We start from the raw sequence: 19646 nt of genomic DNA, 5'->3' as shown, positions 1-19646 counted from the left end.
CAAGGTGTGGTGGGAGGAAGGGTGGGGTGTGCGACCTTGTGGTCGCCTCGGGGGGCCGGTGAGGACGGGGACAGGGTCCATGAGGTGGTGGTGGTCGTCTTCGACGGGGTGCAGAGCCTGGACGTGACGGGTCCGCTGGAGGTGTTCTCGGGGGCCTCGTATGTGCGCGAGGGGTTCTACCGGGTGCGCACGGCGTCGTTGGGCGGGGGCGCGGTGGTCTCCTCCAGCGGTCTGGGGTTGGCGCCGTCGGTGGCGTTGGAGCGGGCGGGGCGGGTGGACACCCTGGTGGTGGCGGGGGGTGAGGGCACGCGGGGCGAGCAGCCCGGCCTGGTGGGGTGGTTGCGCGAGAACGCCGGGAGCGCGGGGCGGGTGGCGTCGGTGTTCTCGGCGGGGGTGTCGGCGGGGATCGACATGGCGTTGGCGCTGGCGGAGCGGTTGGCGGGGTTGGAGGCGGCGCAGCTGGTGCAGTTGGCCACCGAGTACGACCCGTGCCCGCTCTTCGACGCGGGGTCGGTGGACAGTGCGCCGGCCGGGGTGGTGGCGCTGGCGCGCTCGTACTCGCGGTTCCTGCTGGGGGAGCAGGGGTGAGGGGCGCCGCAGGGGCGGTGCGGGGTGGGGGCGGGTAGGGGTTCGGTGTCTTCTTCGTCCCCCGGTGTGAGAGGTGGGTGTGGGCCGTGGGCCCTGCTGTGGATCGTGGAGCGGACCTTGAGCGCATTGCGCGCGGGTACCGCGGTTTCGCCCGGCACTGTGCGGCGGGGGGTTCCCCTGTCTATGCGCGGATCTGTGAGGAGGTGGCGCGGGACGGGGAGGTGCTGGGTCTGGTGGCGTCCCTGCCGCGGGGCGGCAAGCGCCAGCCCAACCTGCTGCTGGGGGTGGTGCGCTACCTGGGCGGGCCGGTGCAGGGGTGGGGGCCGTGGCGGGCGTGGCTGGTGGGGAACTGGGAGCGGGTGCGCCGGGTGGTGATGGAGCGGCGCACCCAGACCAACGAGGTGCGGCGGTGCGCGGTGCTGCTTCCGGTGCTGGCGGGTGTGCCGGGCCCGTTGGCGCTGTTGGAGGTGGGGGCCTCGGCGGGGCTGTGCCTGTATCCGGACCGGTACCGGTACTCCTTCGACGGCGGGGCGCAGGTGGGCCCTGCGGGCAGTCCGGTGCTGTTGGAGTGTGCGACCTCGGGCGGGGTGCCGGTTCCGGAGCGGGTGCCGCGGGTGGTGTGGCGGGCGGGGGTGGACCTGAACCCGTTGGATGCGGGTGAGGAGGGTGATGTGCGCTGGTTGGAGGCGCTGGTGTGGCCGGGGCGGGAGGAGGCGGGGCGGCGTGCGCGGCTGCGCGGGGCGGCGTCGGTGGTGGCGGCCGATCCTCCGCTGCTGGTGGAGGGGGACCTGGTGGAGCGGGTGGGTGCGGTGGCGGCCCTGGCGCCGGCGGGGGCGACGCTGGTGGTGTTCCACAGTGCGGTGCTGGCCTACCTGTCGCAGGAGCGGCGGGAGGAGTTCGTGCGGGTGGTGGGCGCCCTGGAGGGGCACTGGGTGGCGAACGAGGGGTGGCGGGTGTTCGCGGGGTGGGAGAACGCGGAGCCGGTGGTGGAGACCGATTTCACGGTGGCGGTGGACGGGCGGGTGGTGGCCTATGCCGGTGAGCACGGGCAGTCGCTGACCTGGGTGTGAGGCGGTGGCGGTGGGGCCCCTCCCCTTGGGGGGAGGGGCCCGGTGGTGTGTCTACCCGGTGGCGGGGTGGGCGTCGACTTCGGCGATGAGGGCCTTCTTGCGTTCGGGGGGCAGGAAGGAGGCGGTGAAGGAGTTGCGGGCGAGTTGGCGCAGGGTGGCCTCGTCCAGGCCCAGGTGGGTGCGCAGGGCCTCGTAGTTGTCGTGGACGTAGCCGCCGAAGTAGGAGGGGTCGTCGGAGTTGACGGTGACCAGGAGTCCGGCGTCGATGAGGGCGGGCAGGGGGTGCTGGGCGAGGGTGGGCACGGCGCGCAGGCGCACGTTGGACAGGGGGCACACGGTGAGGGGGGTCTGGGTGCGGGCCAGGTGGGCGAGCAGGTCGGGGTCCTCCAGGGCGCGGATGCCGTGGTCGATGCGTTCGGCGTGCAGGAGGTCCAGGGCCTGCCAGATGTAGGAGGGGGGTCCTTCCTCTCCGGCGTGGGCGACGCAGCGCAGGCCCAGGTCGCGGGCGGCGGCGAAGACGGCGGTGAAGTTCTGGGGCGGGTGTCCGACCTCGGCGGAGTCCAGGCCCACGGCGCTGATGCGGTGCAGGTGGGGGCGGGCCTGGTGGAGGGTGTGCAGGGCTTCGGAGGCGGGGCGGTCGCGCAGGAAGCACAGGATGAGGGCGGTGCTGAAAACTAGGCAGCCACTTCAGCGAGCTTCAACGCGCCCGGGATCAACGAAAACCCCAGTACAGTAACGCCTTCGACCACCATACCCCGAGGAGTGGCAGTGCGTCGAGACTTCGCATCTGGAGTGGATCTGGAGTGAGACTTCAGGGCTCCCACGCCCCCCTCCATGAGCCGCTCCACCACAGACACCGCAGACGACACCCCCAGGGAACGCCTCCACTCCAGGGCCTGCTCCCACTCAGCCGCGAGTCCAGCAAGCATCGCCGCCCTCATGGGCGCGGTCGGATGGGCATAGCTGGCGGACACGGATCGGTCCGAATGGCCCATCCGCTCATCCATCAAAGGCTTGCGCACCCCCAGCTGGTCCAGCAGCGACCGGTGAGAGTGGCGCATGCCGTGCGGCGTGAACCCCGGAACCAGGGGAGCCCAGCAGGTGACTGCGGCCTCCATGCGCGCACGACGCTCCAGAGTCGACTCCCAGTCGAACGGTCCCGGCATGGAACCGTCTTCCCGGAGTGACTGGTACACCGGACGCCGGAAGCGCTTGTCCGTGGGATAGAACAGGCCCTGCGCGGCCGGGTAGTACACCTGCTCGCGGAACACCCCCTGCGGCCAGTGGTAAGAGCCGTCCGGGCCGGAGAAAAGGTGCACGCCGGGCGGGTGCCGGTACTGCTCCTCCAGCGTGTCGCCGCACGGGCACCATCGGGCACCCTTGGGGGGAGTGGGATGGGAAACCTGGCCAGCCTGCCACGCCAACAGCTCTCGCAGGAACGGGGGCAGGTCGACGTCACGAACCGATCCGTCCTTGGGGACCTTGCGGTAGAAGGCGCCTTTCGGGCCACCGTGGAGTTGGTACTGGAGTGAGGCACGGGTACTTACAAGATCTCGCTCCAAGCCCATCGCCTCGGAGATCCGCAGGCCCATGTAGAACATCGCGGTGGCCAGAACGAACTCGTCGTCGCGGCCGGACAGGACAGCGCACCGCTCAGCGGCCAGGAACGCCTGCCGGGCGTCCATCGTGTCCTTCTTCTCCTCGGTGGCGCGCTCGACACGCTTGGGGGCGACCTTGCCTCGGGTGCGTCGGCCTTCTGCGGGGTTGCGGTTCATGAGCTTCGCGTCGACGGCGTCCGAGCACAGGGTGGACATGAGGCCGGTGATGTTGAGGACGTACCGGCGTGAGTACGACTCCGCCAGGGTCGACTTCCACGCCTGGATGCGCCGGCCGGAGTGTTCGAGCTGCTCGAAGGACATGCTGCCCCAGGTGGGGCGGATGTGGTTCTCCAGGATCGATTTGTAGTTGCGCATCGACATGGGCTCAAGGCCGAGCGTGGGCCACCACTCGTCGTCGATCCACTGGCGAAGGGTGAGCTTTCTGGCCTCGGGGCGGGTGGCATCGCCGCGGCGGGCATCGACCTCCTGCTCGGTCGCATACGCGACCGCGGCTTTCTCGGTGGGGAAGCCGGACTTCTTCACGGCGCTCTTGCGGCCGGCCACGTACCAGCACGCGCGCCACGACTTCACCAGCTTCTCGGCGTAGGCCACGTGTGTCTCCTCGGGGGTGAGGGTTCCATGATGCCCTGCTGGAGTGACGCGTGGGAGGGCTGACACACGAATGCCCCGGTGGTCCGGGGCTTGGTGTGAGCGGGGGGTGTGTGGCGCCCCGGGGGAAGAGTCGGGGCCACAGGGTTGTCAGATGGTACTCAGCCACGGGGCCCGCTGGATGCGGGGGACCACGTGGGGGAGCGCGGGCACTGTCAGGATAGTGGGATTGACTCCGGCGATGTAGCGGAGGGGGTCACGGGCGATGGCCGCGAGGTCGACGCCTTCTCCGAACCACGGGGTGGCCCACGAGCTCACCTCGTTGTCGTGGAGGCGTCGAGCTATCTCCTGGATGCCGGGTGGGGTCGGGGTGCCCGGGTGGATCGTGATGAGGGTCCACAGGTCACTGCGGGTGATGTCTATGGGGTCGATGTGGGGTCTGAGTACCTCTGCGATCTGCATGTAGACGTGTCGGGTGATGGGTTCTGTGCTGATGGTCAAAGCGGACAACCCCCCTTGTTCCCGGCCGATCCTAGCGTCTTTGCCAGTTTCGGCTGGGCCACTGAGCCAATAGGTCAGTGACTTGGGTCACACGATACGGGGTTGTCCTGAAAAGGTAAAACAGCGGCGAGTGACCATTAAAGTCACTCATGGTGACAACGGCTGTCTCATAAGGGCTCTCGTGCTCGGTTTCGGTCAAGATCCGCTATGAGACCGCAGTAGATCCCCGCTCACCTGCGCAACCCGCACGGCGAGGGTGCGGCGCAGGTCCCCGATGACGTCCTCGGGGGCGCTGCCCGGCTCCATGCCAGCCTCGAAGGACAGGCCGCGCACCGTCAGCTCAAAGCGGCGCCGGTCGGGCGCGTCTCGCCAGCGGAGTTCCTCGCCCTCGCGCAGCGGCGCGTCCGGGCCGATGATCTCGCCGTCCCACGACGGGGCCGCGGACGCCGGTTGCGGGTCGGCGTCCGCGATCTTCCGAGCAACGTCGGGGCGGCCGGCCTCTTCCATTGCCTCGGCGGTCACGCCAACGAGTCGGGCCATGCGGGCTACGGTTTCGGCGCCGCCCCTGACGGCCACGCGTGCACCCTCTGAGCTGCCGGTGCCCTTGACGATCTGCCGCCACCTGGTGCCGCTGATGCCGACTTCGCGGGCTGCTGCGTTCTGGGATAGCCGAAGCGTTTCGCGGGCTGTCTCGATGAGCTCTCCCGCCGGGGAAAGTGTCTGCTCTTCCTGTGTCATGGGCTTCATTATCTTCGCGAAGCTTCGCGAAGTCGAGTCTTTGTCACCTACTGGCTAGGCAAGGCAACCCTGTGTGCGCAGCTATCTGCGAAGCTTGTCGAAAAGATCCCGTGCATGCGCTTGTGCTTCGCGAAGCTTCGCGCTAACTTCTCGGTATGAAGCTGAACCACCGACCCTCCCGGGTCACTGAAGCCCGCACGGCGGCGAAGCTCACCAAGACGGAACTTTCCGAGAAGCTTCGCTGCTCGCTCAGCCTCGTCAGTGAGATCGAGAGCGGCAGCAGGAACGCTTCACCGCAGCGGCTGGAGCGGATGGCGGAGGTTCTCGGAGTCGAGATCAGCTACCTCGCCAGCGACGCATACCTCGCAGAGCCGGAGGACGCGGCATGACGGACCAGCTGCTCGACAAACACGACGTCGCCGCCCGCCTCAAGGTCTCCCCCCGGCTGGTCGAGAAGAAGTGCGCCAAGAGGGAGTGGCCCTTCGTCTTCGTTGCCCGCAAGTACCGGTTCACCAAAGAGCACGTCGAGCAGATCGTCGCTCTCCTGAAGGAGGAGACGGTCCCGCACGTGCCGCACCTGGTGGCCGCCCGGTCGAACGTGACCCCGCTCCGGGACAAGATCCCGCCCCGCCTGCGCAAGAAGCAGCAGGTCTCCTGACCCCCTGAAACGCAAGATGCCCCCGCCAGGAGCTGACCCCGGCGAGGGCGAAGGCACCACACAGCTACAAGGAAGGCAGTGCCATGACGTACCTTACCGACACCCTCACGATCAGCGCGACGCGCATCCTCGATCTCGCCCGCGACGTCACCGCCGAACTGGGCGAGTGGCAGTTCCACCGCGACCTGGTCGTGTCCGTGAACAACCGGCACGGCGGCGCCCCGCTCGTGTACGTGTCCCTCTCCCCGGACGCTGACGACACCACCCGCCGCGAGTTCATCGACGCGGTCGCTCAGGCCCTCGACACCCCGGTGACCGCTCTCCCGTGCCGCGCCGGCGGGCACTTGCTGTCCGTGTCCGTGGCCGACTACGACCGCACGGGTGTGACCGTGGCGGCGTCTGTGCAGGTGGCCCGATGACCGCTGAGTTCGCTGCCGCTGAGGCCCGCCGTCGGGTGCGTGAGCTCCGCTACCACTCGACTCTCCCTGTCTTCGAGTCCGCCCGTGTGTGGCGGATGGACGACGACGGACTCGGTTTCACCCACGTTCGGTGCGGCAGGTGGTTCGGCCCGTACATCGACCCGCAGCAGACCACGGAGCACGCGGTCGCGCACGACAAGGGATGCGAGGTGCGTCGTGAGCGCTGAGAAGACGATCGAGGAGATGGGTTTCCGGGACTTCCTCGAAGCCCACCGCCGCAACGTGGACGCCGTGGAGGCCGCCTACGAGGCCGGGATCGACGGCACGGGGACGCTCGCGGAGCTGACCGAGCTCTTCGAAGACGCGGGGTTCTCCCTCGTCCTCGCCCGGTCGAAAGCGACCGCTGACCTCCGCGACCTCGAAGCCGCGTCCGTCGGCGACATGGTCCCGGAGGACGTGAACGGGCTTCCCTCCGAGCTTGTGGACGCGATCCTCGCGGACGCTGACGCCGGACTGCTGGACCTGGACACGCTGCACGACCCGGTTCCGGTGTGGACCGAGGGGGAGCGCGCTGCTGCTCTGCCCGACCGCGACGTGATCCGCGCCGACCACCCGTTCCCGATCGACCCCGACGAGGAGGTGCAGTGGTGAACGACGAAGCGACCCCCGCCATGACGTTCGGCGAGGAAGTGAAGGCCCGACGCACGGCACTGACGCCGACGGTTGGGCAAGCCCAGATCGCCGCCTTGGCCGATGTCTCCCGGAACACGATCAGCAACTTGGAGCGCAACGCCACCGAGGTCAGTCCCAAGGTGGGTCGCCGCATCCGTACCGCCCTCGCCCGGCTGGAGAACGGAGACCAGGGGGTGAGTGAGTCCGAGTTGATCGAGCGCGCGACTCGTCGGCGGATTGCCCAGGAGATCGAGGCGCAGCTCGCTCCGTACCCCGAGGACGTGTTCCCCGAGGGGTCCGACACCCCCGAAGGCCGCTACATCGCCGCGATGCGGCACGCGTACAGGACCGCCGCCCGCATCGCGAGGGGGGCCGACCAGTGACCGCCACCGACGAGCGAACCCTGTCCGCGATCACCCGCCCCGGCGTGTACGACGGCATCCCCGAGGCCGTTTATCACCGTGATCCTGTGCCCGGCGGGTCGCTGTCCTCCAGTGGGGCCCGGAAGTTGCTCGCCCCGTCCTGCCCGGCCCTGTTCCGCTACGAACAGGACCACAAGCAGCCCCACAAGGCCGTGTTCGACTTCGGCCGCGCCGCACACGAGGAAGTCCTCGGAGTCGGCGGAGGCATCGAGGTCGTGGACGCCGCTGACTGGCGGGGAGGCGACGCCCGCAAGGCCCGTGACGCCGCCTACGACGCCGGGAAGACGCCGCTGCTCCCCAAGGACTACAAGGTCGTCAAGGCCATGGCCGACGCCCTGAAGGCCCACCCGATCGCCGGGGCGCTGTTCCAGCCCGGCACCGGGAAGGCAGAGCAGTCCTTGTTCTGGAAGGACCCGCAGACGGGCGTCATCTGCCGGGCCCGGTTCGACTGGCTGCCCACACAGGTCAAGGGGCGTCGCCTCGTCATCGGCGACTACAAGACGTGCCGGTCCGCGGCCCCCGCTGACTTGTCCAAGGCCATCCACGAGCACGGCTACCACCAGCAGGACGACTGGTACCGGGCCGGGGCGCGCGCCCTGGGGATTGGCGACAAGCACACCAGCTTCGTCTTCATCTTCCAGCAGAAAACCGCCCCGTACCTGGTCACCGTCGTCGAGCTCGATCACGAAGCCCGCCGGATCGGCGCTGAGCGCAACCGCAGGGCGCTGGAGACCTACGCGCGCTGCATGGAGACCGGCGTCTGGCCCGGCTTCTCCGAAGACATCGAGGTTCTTTCCCTGCCCGCCTACGCGGAGCGGCAGCACGACGAGGAGTTCATCTGATGACCGAGATCGACACCCGCCCCGAGCAGCAGACCGACATCGCTCTCCCGTCGATGCAGGACCACGCCCTCGTGCAGTGGGCCTACGCCGCACAGGAAGCCCACAAGATCGCCCAGTCCCTGGCCCGCACGAGCTTCGTGCCCCGGTCCCTCCAGGGCAAGCCCGGCGACATCACCGCCGCGATCCTCGCCGGACAGGAGCTGGGACTCCAGCCCATGGCGGCCCTCCGCAGCATGGACATCATCCAGGGAACCCCCGCCCTCCGCGCCCACGCCATGCGCGGCCTCGTCCAGTCGCGCGGCCACCAGGTGCAGCTCGTCGAGTCCGGTGAAGGGCTGTGCGTGATGCGGGGCCGCCGCAAGGGTGACGGTGACGACGGGTGGCAGCAGGTCGAGTGGTCGATCGAACGCGCCCAGCGACTGGGGCTGACCGGCAAGGACCAGTGGAAGAAGCAGCCGCAGGCGATGCTGATCGCCCGCGCGACCGGTGAGATCTGCCGTCTGATCGCCTCCGACGTCCTCCACGCGATGCCCTACGCCTCGGAGGAGCTGGACGGGTTCGGGCAGGCCGATGGGGCGATGCAGGTTCGTCCGGTGACCATTCGGGAGCTCGCGCCGGATGCGGCGCCGGCGGAGGAGCAGCCGCAGTCGGAGGGTGAGCCGCGGACGGAGTTGCCGAAGGACGACCCGTGGTACGTGTCCACGGACTCGGACGAGGACGCTGAGGCGCTAGCTGAGTACGAGGCCCAGTCATGAGGCCGTCGCCGCAGTCGATGGTGACTTTGCTCCGTCAGCGTCCGATCCAGCTGGTGCCCGCCACCCCAGCCCCGAAGCGCGCGACTCGCGTGGATGGCCCGTGTGGGTTCTGCGAACACGACCGCGCCGGCCACGGCGTCCGCTACTCGACGTTCGGCGGTTCGCACGAGTGGCTGCCCTGCACCCGATCGGGGACGAGTCGTGACCTCCGCGCAGTGCCCCACGTGCGGCCAGACCCTCACGGTCCGCTCGGACGAACGCCTTCCACGCCACTGGGCGTCGGAAAGGGCTCGTCTCGCCGGGGACCCGCAGTGCCCCAGCAGCCAGGAGGGCACCCGGCACTGGCCGGATCAGCAGGCAGGCAAGCGCACCGTCCGTATCAAGCACCCCCGAAGGAGCAAGCGATGACCCCCGAGCGAATCGCCACCGACCTGTACGACGCCGCCTACCACCTCCGCTGGGCCCTCGGCCAGTTCACCACCGAGACCGTCACCACCGACGCCCCCATGCACACGGAAGCGCCCGACGACGACCCGTACACCCAGGAGACCGAGATCGTCCGCGAGGGCCACCACATCGCCCACACGACCGGACCGGACACCGCCGCCTACCTGTCCATGTGGAACACCGACGTCGCGGTGAAGATCGCCGACCTGTTCGAGGCCGCCGGCGAGCAGGCCGAGCAGGGGCGGGCAAGCGAGGACATCGACCGTGTCCACGATCTCGCACGGACCCTGTGCCCGCACCTGACGGACCGCGAGCACCAGGTGCCGACTGTCGCGGAGATGACCGCGAAGTTCACGGCCGCGACCAGCTGACCATCCCCCTCTGGGCGGCCCCGTCGCGGGGGCGCGGGGTCGCCCACCCCACACGCAGGAGCACACATGGACAAGCCCCGAGTCATCGGACTCGACCTCTCACTCACCTCAACTGGCATCGCCCTCGCCAACGGGGTCACCACCGTCGTCAAGGGCGCGGCCAGCCTCGGCGACTGGCGGCTCTGCCGTATTCGCGACGCCGTGGAGTACGCCGTCGACACCGACAAGCCCGACCTCGTCGTCATCGAGGACCTGCCCGTTCACGCGAAGTCTGCCGGGCTCACCGGCATGGTGCACGGTGCCGTCCGGTCCCTGCTCGTCGCCCGCGAGGTTCCCTACGCGCTGATCAGCCCGGCGACCCTGAAGGCGTTCGCGACCGGCAAGGGGTCCGGCGACAAGACCCCCATGGCGATCGCGGCACTCAAGCGCGCGGGACGGGAGTTCGAGAACGACAAGGGCGGCGACCAGTGCGACGCCTGGTGGCTGCGCATCGCCGGACTCCAGTGGCTCGGAGCCCCAGAGTTCGAGCTGCCCGCTGCGCAGGTCGCCCGCCTCGACAAGGCCAAGTGGCCGGAGCTAGAGGTGGCCCGGTGAAGAGCACGATCCGCCGCACCGGCAGCCCACTCATGCCGCCCACGGCCATCGCTGACTGGACCCGCGAAGCCGCCTGCCGTGCCGAGGACGTCGACCTGTTTTTCGGCCCCGACCATGAGCTGCCCTGGCAGCGGGACGCCCGCGAGGAGAAAGCGCTCGCGATCTGCCGCAGCTGCCCCGTCGCCGCCACATGCCTCGACGCCGCACTCGACCAGGGCATCTGGCAGTGGGGAGTACAGGGCGGGATGACCGCCGACGAGCGAACCACCGAACGTCGACGCCGACTGCGCCGCGCAGGGGACGCACGCCGAGCGGACAAGCCCAAACCCAAGGCGAAGCCCAAGCCGACGGTGTGGGTCGAAGCGATCGGGCTGCAACGCCGCGTCCAGGCCGCATCTGCCGCGGGGCGCCGCATCAAGACGTTCTCGGACATGTCTGGTGTCAGCGAGAGCTTCCTGTCGAAGCTTCGCGCCGGCCGCATCACGCGGCTTCGCGAGGAGACCGCGAAGAAGATCCGCACTGCTTATCCGGACGTGCTCGCGGAGATCACGGACGTCTACCCCGAGCCGCTTGCGGTGGCTGCCGCGCATGGGTGGCCGTTGCCGGGGGCGTGGGGTGCTGACATCGACGACCCGTCTGCTCGCCCCCGTGAGACCGCTGCCGCCGCCTGACCCAAGTCTGCCCGCCGTGCCCTCGGAACGCCATGGACACGGCGGGCCCCACGCCCCGAGGAGGGGACATGACCAGCCAGTCACTCGCCGACCTCCGCCAGGAACTCCGCTCCCTGCTCGCCTCCGCCGACAGCGTCGACCGCCCGGCGCCCGACCGTATCGCCGGACCTGACGAGCCCATCCCCGGTCCCGAGTGGCACGTCACCGGAACCCACGTGGTCGGCCGACGCGCGGAGATGGACCGGTGGATCGTTCGTTCCGGCATGGACGTGGACCTCGCCAGTGCCGTCTACCTGGGATCCCCGGACGACCTCGACAGCGGCGACGTGCGATCAATCGCCACGGAAGACGCACGCCGCCTGGCCGCTGCCCTGCTCGCTGCCGCTGACCACGCAGACCAGATCCGCGACGGAATGATCCCGCTGCGCCTGACGAAGGAGACGACGAGATGACTCACGCTCACCGCTACCTCGCCGCCATGGCCGACCGCGTCACCGAGTGGGACGCCGCGCTCATCCGCCAGGCCGTACTCGTCTTCGCGCACCTTCAGGAAGGCCGGGTGTCCGCGAACGACTTCCGCGACTATCTGCCGCCGACCTCGCAGGGTGCCGTCGGGCTGATCATCCGGCAGCTCCCCACGCCCAAGCACGGCCAGCTGATCCGCAAGGCCACCATCCAGGGCCACCCGATCACCGTCCCCTCGACTGCGGAGTCCACGCACGGCAAGCCGATTCAAGTGTGGGAGCTGACGAACGCCGGGTGGAACGCCGCAAGGGCGCTCATGGAAGGGGAGGTGGCGGCGTGATGGTCCTCCAGCTCCCCGAACCCGACGCCTACGAGCAGGCCCTCCACGCCGCATCACTGATCCCCACGGACACCGACAAGGCGGACCTGGAGAAGGCCCGCGCGTGGGAGCGGAAGATCCGCGAAGACCAGCAGCGACGCGACGCGGCCGAGCTCCTCGATCACGGGTACCCCGCTGACAGCTACCAGGTGCGTCTTGTCCGGTACGCGCCCACGGAGCCGGGGTGGTGAGGCACGCCGAAAAGCCCGCACAGCGGCGGGCTGATGCGAGGACCGCAGGGTCAGGCGTCGATCGGGCGCTTCGGAAGCTCAGCTCCCGGCCGGCCGAGGAACCACGCCATGAAGCCGTTCAGGAGTGCTTGCCGGTTCGTGCCCTGTTCTTCAGCGATGTCACCGAAGGCCTTCCAATCCTCCGGGGGGTCCGGTCGGAAGCTGCGGTTCGGGTTCTTGTGTTGGTTGGCCATGTTCCGAGGTTAGAGGTGGACGTCCAATCTGTCGAGAGGGGTTGCGGGGTGGACGTCCAGTGGTCTACATTCAAGACATCGCAGGGTGGACGTCCACCCGTGAAGTGCAAGGAGACGCACATGGCTCGCGACACTCGCCCCTGGTCCATCTGGGACAACCGCCGCCAGGAAGAAGGCGACCGCGCCCGCAGCCTCGAAGACGCCCGCGACAAGCTTCGCGGCGTCGGCTCCTGGGGTCGCAAGCTCACGATTCACGACGCCGAGGGCCGCATCGCGGAGATCTGGGAGGACGGCCGCAAGGTCGCCTGACCGCCTACTCGCGCTTGATCAACACCAAGGAGACGCATGACCGACCACGAGGGATGCCGCGAGGAAGTCCGATCCGGGATGGCCGACCTGGGGATCGAGGTGACCGTCAGCACCGCTGAGCCGATCATCGTCGGCCGATATCAGGCCTACGGCCACATCTGCCCGCACGGCACCACGTACTGGGTCGAGCCGACCAGCGAGCAGATTGCCCAGTGGCACCGCGACGGCGTCCGCTGACCCCCAGGACTTTACTTTACTAGCACCTTTAAAGAATTCTCTGACCTGCGAAAACACAAAAGAGCTGCTAGTAAACCCCTCGAATCAAGGAGTTCAAATGGCTCGCGACACTCGCCTCGCCACCGCCCGACAGACCGCCCGCGACATCCTCACCCACTCGATCGAGGACGGCTGGGAGCCCACTGACTGGTCCGACGTCCACCAGCTCCCCGAGTACGTCGCCGACCACCTCATGGGTGAGCTGCGGGCCCGCATCCCCGCCGACGCGACCGTCGAGGAGATCCGCGACGTGATCGCCCGCTTCGACGTCCGCTGACCAGCCAAGGAGACCCGTGAAAGCCTCCCGCCTCCGCCGAGGGATGACCCTCCTCCACGACGGCCACTACTTCCGCATCACCGCGATCCGCCGAAGCCTCCTCCGCCGCACCGTGACCGCCTACGGGTTCTACACGCCCGGCGGGCAGATCGGCACCTACGTCCTCAACCCGCAGCACGAAGTGGAGACCGTCCGATGATCCGCCGTCACGTCTGCTTCACCGCTGAGTGCTCCACTCCCGGATGCGAGCCCTTCGACGAGTACACGCCGCACTTCGACACCGAGGAAGAGGCCATCGAGAAGCTCACCTGCGAGTGGGGGTGGCGCTTCAGGGGCAAGACCGGCCTCTGCGCCAGCCACGCCGCCGTCCGCGAGTGCGAGCAGACCGGCCACGAGTGGTCATCCGGGTACACCGACCCGTCCACCGGGGTCCGCGAGGAGTACTGCGGACGGTGCCACGCGGCAAGCCGACTGCTCGCCACCACCTGACACGAGTGAGGCCCCGGATGGGAAAAGCACCCGGGGCCCACCCCCACCGTACCGAACCCCAAGGAGAGCACCGTGAACGCCAACTACATCCCCGGCAGCATCGCCGCCCGCGCCGTCAACGCCCACCCCTGGCTGTCCGCCGTCTACCCCGAGATCGAGGACACCGACCTCCTCATCAGCCGGCCCTACCCCTCTCAGGTCGACGACGAGCCGTCCGGCTACGTCGAGGGCCGCGCCACCTGGAACCTCACCAGCGACGGCACCGTGAACTACCAGATCACCCTCGCCTACGAGGGTCCCGACGGCACCGTCGAGGACGAGACCACCGTCGAGATCACCCCGGGGCCGCTGGCGTGGCTGGACCTGGCCCGCCCCGTCGCGGAGCTGATGGACCGACTGCACACCGACGCGCACACCAACGTCTTCGCCTGACCATCCGCCCGAAGCCGGGGCGCGACGTGCGTCCCGGCCCACCCCCTCGAAGGAGACCACGTGGACATCACCCCAGACGAGAAGCGCACCCTCAGGGCCAAGGTACGGGACGCCATCGGCGCCGGGCTCACATCCGGGCGTGCGCCCGAAGCCCCGCCGATGCCGCCGTCCCGGTCGGAGATCGACAAGGCGTCCGAGTGGGCGGTGGGCGAGCTGGTCCGCTTCCTCGCTTCCAAGCACTGGGAGAGCCTTCAGGGCCGCGAGCGCCTAGAGGGAGAGGTGCAGCGCTTGAAGGGCGAGGTCGAGCGTCTGCGGAAGATCTGACCCGCATGGGGGACCCCACGAACCCGTATGACCACGAGATCGACCACGAAGACGCCTAGGAGACACCGTGAGCACCGACAACCGAGCCCACCAGGTCGACCTCATCGACTGGGACGGTGACTGCGAAGACGGCCACGTCTACGACGGCGACGGCATCTGCGTCTGCTGCAACCACGACGCCTGACCCTCAGCCCGACCGGACCCAGCCGGACACCGCGTGCAAGGCGCGGACGGGCACCAGAACAGACCAGACCGACCCCCAAGGAGGGCCCCGTGAACCACGAAGACCCGACCAGCCAGCAGATGGAACGCCTCACCATCGCCGCACAGAACACCATCACCCACTGGTCCGACCTCGAAGTCCGAGGCCACCTCAAAGAGCACCCCGGCTACGTCCTCCACGACCTCGACCTCATCGAGGACATGATCCGCACCGTCCGCAAGGCCGCCGAAGCCGAGACGGCCCAATGGGGCGCACTGGCCGGAGACCCCCACCAGGAGTTCGAGGACCAGGTCACCGACTACCGAAACCACACCTGCACCTGCGACTACTGCTACCAGCAAGAGCCCGACCCCGACCTTGACCCCGACTACCTCTACGAGCCCTTCAGCACCCCCACGCCCGCGCACACGAAGACCCCGTGCGCGAAGTGCGGCAAGCCCCAGTGGAACGCCGACGGGGACGCGAGCTGCCACGACTGCCGCAGGACGACCCGATGAGCCCCCTCGGGGCCGCCACCGTCGCCCACGACACCGCGCTGGGCACGCTCGCCCGGGTGATGGCCGGCGAGATCGCCGCCGGGGGAGGCGACGCGAAGGACGTCGTCGAAGCCCTCGAACTCCTCCGAGCGCAGGTGCACCACCAGGTCGACGACCTCATCGACGGCATGGAACTCGGCCTCCCGCCCGTCGGGAACGCGTGGCGGGCGAGACGGTACTGCGAACTCCAAGTACCGACCAGCTGAACCCCGCCCTGCTACCCCCACCAACCAACCGACACCGAACACACGGGGGCGCCAGCAATGGCCCGAAACTACGCACAGATCAAGTCTGAGGTCTGGAAGGACGACCACTTCAAGACCCGCCTCGACGTGGACTCGCAGTGGATGTACTTCACCCTGCTCTCCCAGCCCAACCTCAACGGCGCCGGCGTTCTCCCACTCCAGGACCGGAGGTGGAAGAAGCTCGCCAACGGCCTCACCGCGGACCGCATCGAGAGCGCCTTGGAGCAGCTTCAGGCGCACTGGTACGTGATCGTCGACGAGGAGACTGAAGAGGTTCTCATCAGGACGTTCATCCGCAACGACGGACTGTGGAAGCAGCCCAACGTGCTGAAGAGCGCCCTCGGGCACGCGAACAACACCATGTCCGACGCTCTCAAGGCCGTCATCTGGCACGAGGTGGACCGGCTGCCGCTTGACCTTCTGGAAGCGGAGCGCGCGGAGAAGACCCGAACCCTTATCGGAACCCTTCGCCCAACCCTTCTCGGAACCCTTCCGGAAGGGTTCATGGAACCCCCTCGGAAGCCTTCCCTGAGCCCTTTCGAGGTGCCTGAGCAGGGCAAGCGCGCGGAGGTCATCCCGATCACGCGCACCGCTCAGGAGAACACGCAGGTCAACGACCGCCAGCCGATGCTCCCGGAGTCGCTGTGGGAAGGGTTCGCCGAAGGGTTTCAGAAACCCTTCCCGAAACCCTCCGGTGTTGGTGCAGGTGTAGGTGAGGGTGCAGGTGTGTCTTTGGGCGAGGAAGAAATTCCGAAGACTCCGTCTTCGGCGCGCACTTCCCCCAAGGCCGAGAACGCCGGAACCCTCACCGGCTGGTGGATCGACCAGTGCAACGTCCGCCCCCCGAAGCGCACCATCGGCCAGATGTCCAAGGAGATCAAGGGTCTCCTCGACGAAGGCTTCTCTCCGGATCTCATCCGCGCTGGCATCACCGCCTGGATGGCCAAGGAGTGCGGTCCCTCGGCTCTGGCTGGCTTCGTCAACCAGGCCGCGAACACCAAGCCTTCTGTCGCCCGCCGCGTCGTGGGCGGCTCCCGCAATGACGTCCCCGACAACTCGTACTGGGACACCGTGACCGACGAAGACCTGAGGAACTCCCTGTGACCGACTTTGACCCCACTGACCGGGAAGCGCACCTGCGCGAAGCCCAGCAGTCCGTGATCCGCGAACAGATCGAACACCGCGTGGCGACCTTCCTTGCCAAGCGCCCGAAGCGGTTCGCCGCCGAAGGGCAGCTCGACCCGCGACTCCTCGCCTGGTGCCGCGCCCTCTACAAGGGCGACGCCGGATCCCTCGTCCTCGCCGGCGGCATCGGCGCCGGGAAGACCTGGTCGCTGTGGAAGTCGGGGGAGACCCTGATCCGCGCCGGGTGGAAGGGCCGCTTCGAGGTGGTGGAGGCCTACGACCTCAAGCGCGCCGCCCGCAACCGCGACGAAGAGCAGCTCGCCAGGTGGACGAAGGCGGACATGCTCGCGATCGACGACATCGGCGCCGTCGGCCTCCAGGACTGGGACTCCGACAACCTCCACACGATCATCAATGACCGCTGGAAGCACGGCCTGCCGATCGCGTTGACCGCGAACATGACCGCGGACGCGGACGGCAAGGCCCACCCCGAGGATCTGAAGACACTCGTTGGCCCCCGTGCTTCCAGCCGCTTGCAGGACGAGGCGACGTTCGTGGTGTTGCGCGGCGACGACCGCAGGAGGACCGCATGACCACCTACGAAGAAGAGACCACCTCCGACCGCCTGCCCCCGTTCGACGAGCAGGCCGAGATGTCCGTTGTCGGCGGCATGATGATCAGCCGCGATGCCATCACCCAGGTGTCCGGGATCATCCGTCCCGGAGACTTCTACCGGCCCGCTAACCAGCTCATCTACGACGCGATCGTGCGCCTGTCCGACGCAGGCGAGCCCGTGGACGTCATCTCCGTCGACAACGAGCTCCTCCGAGCGGGGGAGGCGGGACGGTACGGCGGGTCCCTGTACCTGTACAAGTGCACGGACGCGATTCCCACCGCAGCCAACGCCGGCTACTACGCCAAGATCGTCTCCGACAAGGCTGTGCTGCGGCGTTTGATCGAGGTCGGCACCCGCACGGCGCAGGTGGGTTACAGCGGTGACGGCGATCTCGCGGAGCTCATCGCGCACTGCCAGCAGATGATCATGGACGTTGAGGCGCTGTCCACCGCGGGTGGCGTGGATTTGGTGCACTCCAGCGAGGTGTATCGGGAGGTCGTGGACGACCAGGACGCCACCGATGAGCAGGGCGCGGTCACCCCGCCGTATGCGGACCTGCGGGAGGTCATCCGCTCGACCAAGCCGGGGCAAGTCGTCATCGTGGGCGCCCGGCCCGGAGTCGGCAAGTCCGTGGTGGCTGCGGATTTCGCCCGCCACAACGCGATGCACCACCAGGTGGGCACGGTGATGTTCTCCCTGGAGATGACGAACCTGGAGCTGGGGCAGCGCATCATGGCGGCCGAGTCCGGGGTGCTGCTCCAGAAGATCCGCGACCGCGAGCTCGACGAGGCGGACTGGGACCGGGTTGCGAAGGTCAAGCAGGTGTGGGATTTGGCCCCGTTCTGGATGTCCGACGACTTCAACATCAGCCTTCCGCACATGCGGTCTCGTCTGCGCCGGCACACCCGCACCCACAAGATCGACCTGGTCATCGTCGACTATCTCCAGCTGTTCGACGGGCCCACGAGTGAGTCCCGCCAGCAGGAAGTGTCGAAGATCAGCCGCGGGTTGAAAAAGCTCGCGAAGGAGTTCGGGATCGTGATCGTCGTCCTGTCGCAGCTGAACAGGGAGTCGACGAAGCGGACGGACAAGAAGCCTCAGCTCAGCGACCTGCGTGAGTCCGGGTCGATCGAGCAGGACGCGGACATCGTGCTGCTCCTCGACCGTGAGGACACCCGCGACAAGGAGTCGGTGCGGGCCGGGGAGATCGACATCGACGTGGCGAAGAACCGTGGTGGCACGTCCGGGCGCGTGGTGGAGCTCGCGTTCCAGGGCCACTACAGCCGGATCGTGGACATGGCCGGGACGAACTGGGGCGGTGCGTGATGGCCCTGACGATCGGCAGTCTCTGCAGCGGCTACGAGGGCCTGGGAATGTCCGTGCAGTCCGTTCTCGACGCCGAACTCGCGTGGGTCGCGGATCCCGACCCGGGCGCCGCGAAGATCCTCGCCCACCACTACCCGCACGTGCCGAACTTGGGCGACATCACCGCTGTGGACTGGAAGGCCATCCTCGCCCTCGGCCTGGCGGTCGACATCCTCACCGCCGGGTTCCCGTGTCAGGACGTGTCCGTTGCCGGACGCAAGGCAGGCATGCGCGCAGGCACCCGCTCCGGCCTGTGGCTGTACGTCCTCCACATCATCCGCATCCTCCGACCCCGATTGGTAGTGATCGAGAATGTCCCCGGGCTCCGACACGAAGCCGCCGACAGCGACCTGGAATTCTGCCCGGGGTGCATGGGAGACCCCGACCGTCAGCCTCCTATGCGGGCACTCGGTGCCGTACTCGCCGGCCTTGCCGACGCAGGGTTCGATGCGGAATGGACAACTGTCGCCGCCTCTGACGTCGGAGCGCCGCACCGACGCGACAGGGTCTTCCTCGTCGCGTGGCCGCAAGAGCAGCCGCCGGCGTTCACCCTCCGCTCCCGAGGACCAGGGCGTACTGTTCCCGGCGGTGTGACGCTCCTGCCTACCCCGCGGGTGTCGGACTCGGCTGGGCCGGGCGTGCACGGCCAGGGCGGCCTGGACCTGAGGACTGCAATCTCCCTCCTGCCCACACCCCGGGCCCGAGACTCCAAGGGCCGGGGCTACCCCGACCAGCTCCCCAATGTCGTCGAGGGCCTGGCGCTTCTTCCGACGCCCTGGGCGTCGGACGGGACGCACGGCGGACCGAACCAACGCGGCTCCAAGGGCGACTTGGCGTTGCCGGTCGCTGTCCAGCCGGAGCGCTTCGCCCAGTACGCCGCCGCTATCGCCCGGTGGGAGCCGACCATGGGCCGCCAGGTCCCGGCACCCACGGACCCGACGGGCAAGGGCGGTCGGGCACAGCTCAGCCCCCGCTTCGTGGAGTGGCTGATGGGCTTGCCCGCCGGCCATGTGACCGCACCGGAGATCGGACTGAAGCGCGCCGAGCAGTTGCACGCCCTGGGAAACGGTGTCGTCCCGCAGCAGGGGTCGCTCGCGCTCCGTCTCCTTCTGGAGCGCGTGACTGCCGAAGTGGCCGCATAGGTGCGCCCCGCCAGGGTCTAGCTGGCGGGGCACGCCCCCGATCCTCTCATACGCCCGCACAACG

Annotated in this window: 33 protein-coding genes and 1 pseudogene; 29 read left to right on the top strand and 5 right to left on the bottom strand. The window is 68.6% G+C overall.

Annotation, left to right across the window (positions count from 1 at the left end; translation table 11 throughout):
- Positions 1–84 precede the first annotated feature (84 nt).
- Complete coding sequence (locus tag ACQPYD_RS16345; RefSeq protein ID WP_433701842.1) at positions 85–588, top strand: DJ-1/PfpI family protein; 504 nt, start codon at positions 85–87, stop codon at positions 586–588.
- Positions 589–674: 86 nt separating this feature from the next.
- On the top strand, positions 675–1658 hold the full coding sequence (locus ACQPYD_RS16340) for a DUF2332 domain-containing protein (RefSeq protein WP_433701841.1): 984 nt from the start codon (positions 675–677) through the stop codon (positions 1656–1658).
- 51 nt (positions 1659–1709) lie between these two features.
- On the opposite strand, the pseudogene add reads toward ACQPYD_RS16340, so the two are convergent.
- From add to ACQPYD_RS16320, 4 genes and pseudogenes are all read right to left on the bottom strand, one after another.
- Positions 1710–2327: pseudogene (add, locus tag ACQPYD_RS16335) on the bottom strand (adenosine deaminase); the annotation flags it as partial.
- 5 nt (positions 2328–2332) lie between these two features.
- Positions 2333–3868 carry a tyrosine-type recombinase/integrase gene (locus ACQPYD_RS16330; protein ID WP_433701840.1) on the bottom strand — a complete coding sequence of 512 codons (1536 nt, stop codon included), beginning with the start codon at positions 3866–3868 and terminating at the stop codon, positions 2333–2335.
- 147 nt (positions 3869–4015) lie between these two features.
- Positions 4016–4366 carry a hypothetical protein gene (locus ACQPYD_RS16325; protein WP_433701839.1) on the bottom strand — a complete coding sequence of 117 codons (351 nt, stop codon included), beginning with the start codon at positions 4364–4366 and terminating at the stop codon, positions 4016–4018.
- 195 nt (positions 4367–4561) lie between these two features.
- On the bottom strand, positions 4562–5104 hold the full coding sequence (locus tag ACQPYD_RS16320; RefSeq protein WP_433701838.1) for a hypothetical protein: 543 nt from the start codon (positions 5102–5104) through the stop codon (positions 4562–4564).
- Between the two features lie 155 nt (positions 5105–5259).
- On the opposite strand from ACQPYD_RS16320, the gene ACQPYD_RS16315 reads away from it, so the two are divergent.
- From ACQPYD_RS16315 to ACQPYD_RS16250, 14 genes are all read left to right on the top strand, one after another.
- Positions 5260–5493: a helix-turn-helix domain-containing protein gene (locus ACQPYD_RS16315; protein WP_433701837.1), complete on the top strand. Its 234-nt coding sequence runs from the start codon at positions 5260–5262 to the stop codon at positions 5491–5493.
- Positions 5490–5762, top strand: coding sequence for a hypothetical protein (locus ACQPYD_RS16310; RefSeq protein ID WP_433701836.1), 273 nt, complete (start codon positions 5490–5492; stop codon positions 5760–5762). Before ACQPYD_RS16315 ends, ACQPYD_RS16310 begins: the two co-directional genes overlap by 4 nt.
- Before the next feature lie 83 nt (positions 5763–5845).
- Positions 5846–6181 carry a hypothetical protein gene (locus tag ACQPYD_RS16305; protein WP_433701834.1) on the top strand — a complete coding sequence of 112 codons (336 nt, stop codon included), beginning with the start codon at positions 5846–5848 and terminating at the stop codon, positions 6179–6181.
- Entirely contained in the window at positions 6178–6408 is a 231-nt protein-coding gene (locus tag ACQPYD_RS16300; RefSeq protein WP_433701833.1) for a hypothetical protein, read from the top strand. The genes ACQPYD_RS16305 and ACQPYD_RS16300 overlap by 4 nt, the downstream gene beginning before the upstream one ends.
- Positions 6398–6832: a hypothetical protein gene (locus ACQPYD_RS16295; protein ID WP_433701832.1), complete on the top strand. Its 435-nt coding sequence runs from the start codon at positions 6398–6400 to the stop codon at positions 6830–6832. The genes ACQPYD_RS16300 and ACQPYD_RS16295 overlap by 11 nt, the downstream gene beginning before the upstream one ends.
- Positions 6826–7236 carry a helix-turn-helix domain-containing protein gene (locus ACQPYD_RS16290; protein WP_433701831.1) on the top strand — a complete coding sequence of 137 codons (411 nt, stop codon included), beginning with the start codon at positions 6826–6828 and terminating at the stop codon, positions 7234–7236. Before ACQPYD_RS16295 ends, ACQPYD_RS16290 begins: the two co-directional genes overlap by 7 nt.
- Complete coding sequence (locus ACQPYD_RS16285; RefSeq protein ID WP_433701830.1) at positions 7233–8117, top strand: PD-(D/E)XK nuclease-like domain-containing protein; 885 nt, start codon at positions 7233–7235, stop codon at positions 8115–8117. The genes ACQPYD_RS16290 and ACQPYD_RS16285 overlap by 4 nt, the downstream gene beginning before the upstream one ends.
- Positions 8117–8872 carry a hypothetical protein gene (locus ACQPYD_RS16280; RefSeq protein ID WP_433701829.1) on the top strand — a complete coding sequence of 252 codons (756 nt, stop codon included), beginning with the start codon at positions 8117–8119 and terminating at the stop codon, positions 8870–8872. Before ACQPYD_RS16285 ends, ACQPYD_RS16280 begins: the two co-directional genes overlap by 1 nt.
- A gap of 404 nt (positions 8873–9276) precedes the next feature.
- A complete protein-coding gene (locus ACQPYD_RS16275; RefSeq protein WP_433701828.1) occupies positions 9277–9690 on the top strand; it encodes a hypothetical protein in 414 nt (137 codons plus the stop codon).
- Between the two features lie 66 nt (positions 9691–9756).
- Positions 9757–10284: a hypothetical protein gene (locus ACQPYD_RS16270; protein WP_433701827.1), complete on the top strand. Its 528-nt coding sequence runs from the start codon at positions 9757–9759 to the stop codon at positions 10282–10284.
- On the top strand, positions 10281–10955 hold the full coding sequence (locus ACQPYD_RS16265) for a WhiB family transcriptional regulator (protein ID WP_433701826.1): 675 nt from the start codon (positions 10281–10283) through the stop codon (positions 10953–10955). Before ACQPYD_RS16270 ends, ACQPYD_RS16265 begins: the two co-directional genes overlap by 4 nt.
- A gap of 68 nt (positions 10956–11023) precedes the next feature.
- Positions 11024–11407 (top strand): hypothetical protein, encoded by a 384-nt coding sequence (locus ACQPYD_RS16260; protein ID WP_433701825.1) that lies wholly within the window; start codon positions 11024–11026, stop codon positions 11405–11407.
- On the top strand, positions 11404–11760 hold the full coding sequence (locus ACQPYD_RS16255; RefSeq protein WP_433701824.1) for a hypothetical protein: 357 nt from the start codon (positions 11404–11406) through the stop codon (positions 11758–11760). Before ACQPYD_RS16260 ends, ACQPYD_RS16255 begins: the two co-directional genes overlap by 4 nt.
- Positions 11757–11990 (top strand): hypothetical protein, encoded by a 234-nt coding sequence (locus ACQPYD_RS16250; protein ID WP_433701823.1) that lies wholly within the window; start codon positions 11757–11759, stop codon positions 11988–11990. The genes ACQPYD_RS16255 and ACQPYD_RS16250 overlap by 4 nt, the downstream gene beginning before the upstream one ends.
- Before the next feature lie 50 nt (positions 11991–12040).
- Here ACQPYD_RS16250 and ACQPYD_RS16245 read toward each other — a convergent pair whose 3' ends face one another.
- On the bottom strand, positions 12041–12223 hold the full coding sequence (locus ACQPYD_RS16245) for a hypothetical protein (protein WP_433701822.1): 183 nt from the start codon (positions 12221–12223) through the stop codon (positions 12041–12043).
- A 120-nt stretch (positions 12224–12343) separates the two neighbouring features.
- On the opposite strand from ACQPYD_RS16245, the gene ACQPYD_RS16240 reads away from it, so the two are divergent.
- From ACQPYD_RS16240 to ACQPYD_RS16180, 13 genes are all read left to right on the top strand, one after another.
- Positions 12344–12532, top strand: a complete 189-nt coding sequence (locus ACQPYD_RS16240) for a hypothetical protein (protein ID WP_433701821.1) — start codon at positions 12344–12346, stop codon at positions 12530–12532.
- A gap of 36 nt (positions 12533–12568) precedes the next feature.
- Positions 12569–12769 (top strand): hypothetical protein, encoded by a 201-nt coding sequence (locus ACQPYD_RS16235; protein WP_433701820.1) that lies wholly within the window; start codon positions 12569–12571, stop codon positions 12767–12769.
- A gap of 97 nt (positions 12770–12866) precedes the next feature.
- On the top strand, positions 12867–13085 hold the full coding sequence (locus tag ACQPYD_RS16230) for a hypothetical protein (protein ID WP_433701819.1): 219 nt from the start codon (positions 12867–12869) through the stop codon (positions 13083–13085).
- 16 nt (positions 13086–13101) lie between these two features.
- Positions 13102–13284, top strand: coding sequence for a hypothetical protein (locus ACQPYD_RS16225; protein ID WP_433701818.1), 183 nt, complete (start codon positions 13102–13104; stop codon positions 13282–13284).
- A complete protein-coding gene (locus ACQPYD_RS16220) occupies positions 13281–13574 on the top strand; it encodes a hypothetical protein (protein ID WP_433701817.1) in 294 nt (97 codons plus the stop codon). Before ACQPYD_RS16225 ends, ACQPYD_RS16220 begins: the two co-directional genes overlap by 4 nt.
- 72 nt (positions 13575–13646) lie before the next feature.
- Positions 13647–14006 (top strand): hypothetical protein, encoded by a 360-nt coding sequence (locus tag ACQPYD_RS16215; protein WP_433701816.1) that lies wholly within the window; start codon positions 13647–13649, stop codon positions 14004–14006.
- A gap of 60 nt (positions 14007–14066) precedes the next feature.
- Positions 14067–14330, top strand: a complete 264-nt coding sequence (locus ACQPYD_RS16210) for a hypothetical protein (RefSeq protein WP_433701815.1) — start codon at positions 14067–14069, stop codon at positions 14328–14330.
- A 273-nt stretch (positions 14331–14603) separates the two neighbouring features.
- Complete coding sequence (locus ACQPYD_RS16205; RefSeq protein ID WP_433701814.1) at positions 14604–15050, top strand: hypothetical protein; 447 nt, start codon at positions 14604–14606, stop codon at positions 15048–15050.
- Positions 15047–15295 carry a hypothetical protein gene (locus ACQPYD_RS16200; protein ID WP_433701813.1) on the top strand — a complete coding sequence of 83 codons (249 nt, stop codon included), beginning with the start codon at positions 15047–15049 and terminating at the stop codon, positions 15293–15295. Before ACQPYD_RS16205 ends, ACQPYD_RS16200 begins: the two co-directional genes overlap by 4 nt.
- A gap of 57 nt (positions 15296–15352) precedes the next feature.
- Positions 15353–16438, top strand: coding sequence for a hypothetical protein (locus tag ACQPYD_RS16195; RefSeq protein ID WP_433701812.1), 1086 nt, complete (start codon positions 15353–15355; stop codon positions 16436–16438).
- On the top strand, positions 16435–17052 hold the full coding sequence (locus ACQPYD_RS16190; RefSeq protein WP_433701811.1) for an ATP-binding protein: 618 nt from the start codon (positions 16435–16437) through the stop codon (positions 17050–17052). The genes ACQPYD_RS16195 and ACQPYD_RS16190 overlap by 4 nt, the downstream gene beginning before the upstream one ends.
- Positions 17049–18401 carry a replicative DNA helicase gene (locus ACQPYD_RS16185; protein WP_433701810.1) on the top strand — a complete coding sequence of 451 codons (1353 nt, stop codon included), beginning with the start codon at positions 17049–17051 and terminating at the stop codon, positions 18399–18401. The genes ACQPYD_RS16190 and ACQPYD_RS16185 overlap by 4 nt, the downstream gene beginning before the upstream one ends.
- Entirely contained in the window at positions 18401–19582 is a 1182-nt protein-coding gene (locus tag ACQPYD_RS16180; RefSeq protein WP_433701809.1) for a DNA cytosine methyltransferase, read from the top strand. Before ACQPYD_RS16185 ends, ACQPYD_RS16180 begins: the two co-directional genes overlap by 1 nt.
- The last annotated feature ends 64 nt before the right edge of the window (positions 19583–19646 follow it).

The organism is Nocardiopsis sp. CA-288880 (assembly GCF_050955985.1).
Lineage (GTDB): Bacteria > Actinomycetota > Actinomycetes > Streptosporangiales > Streptosporangiaceae > Nocardiopsis > Nocardiopsis tropica.
Note: the sequence above shows the minus strand (reverse complement) of the source record. Positions and strands in the feature narration are given on the sequence as shown.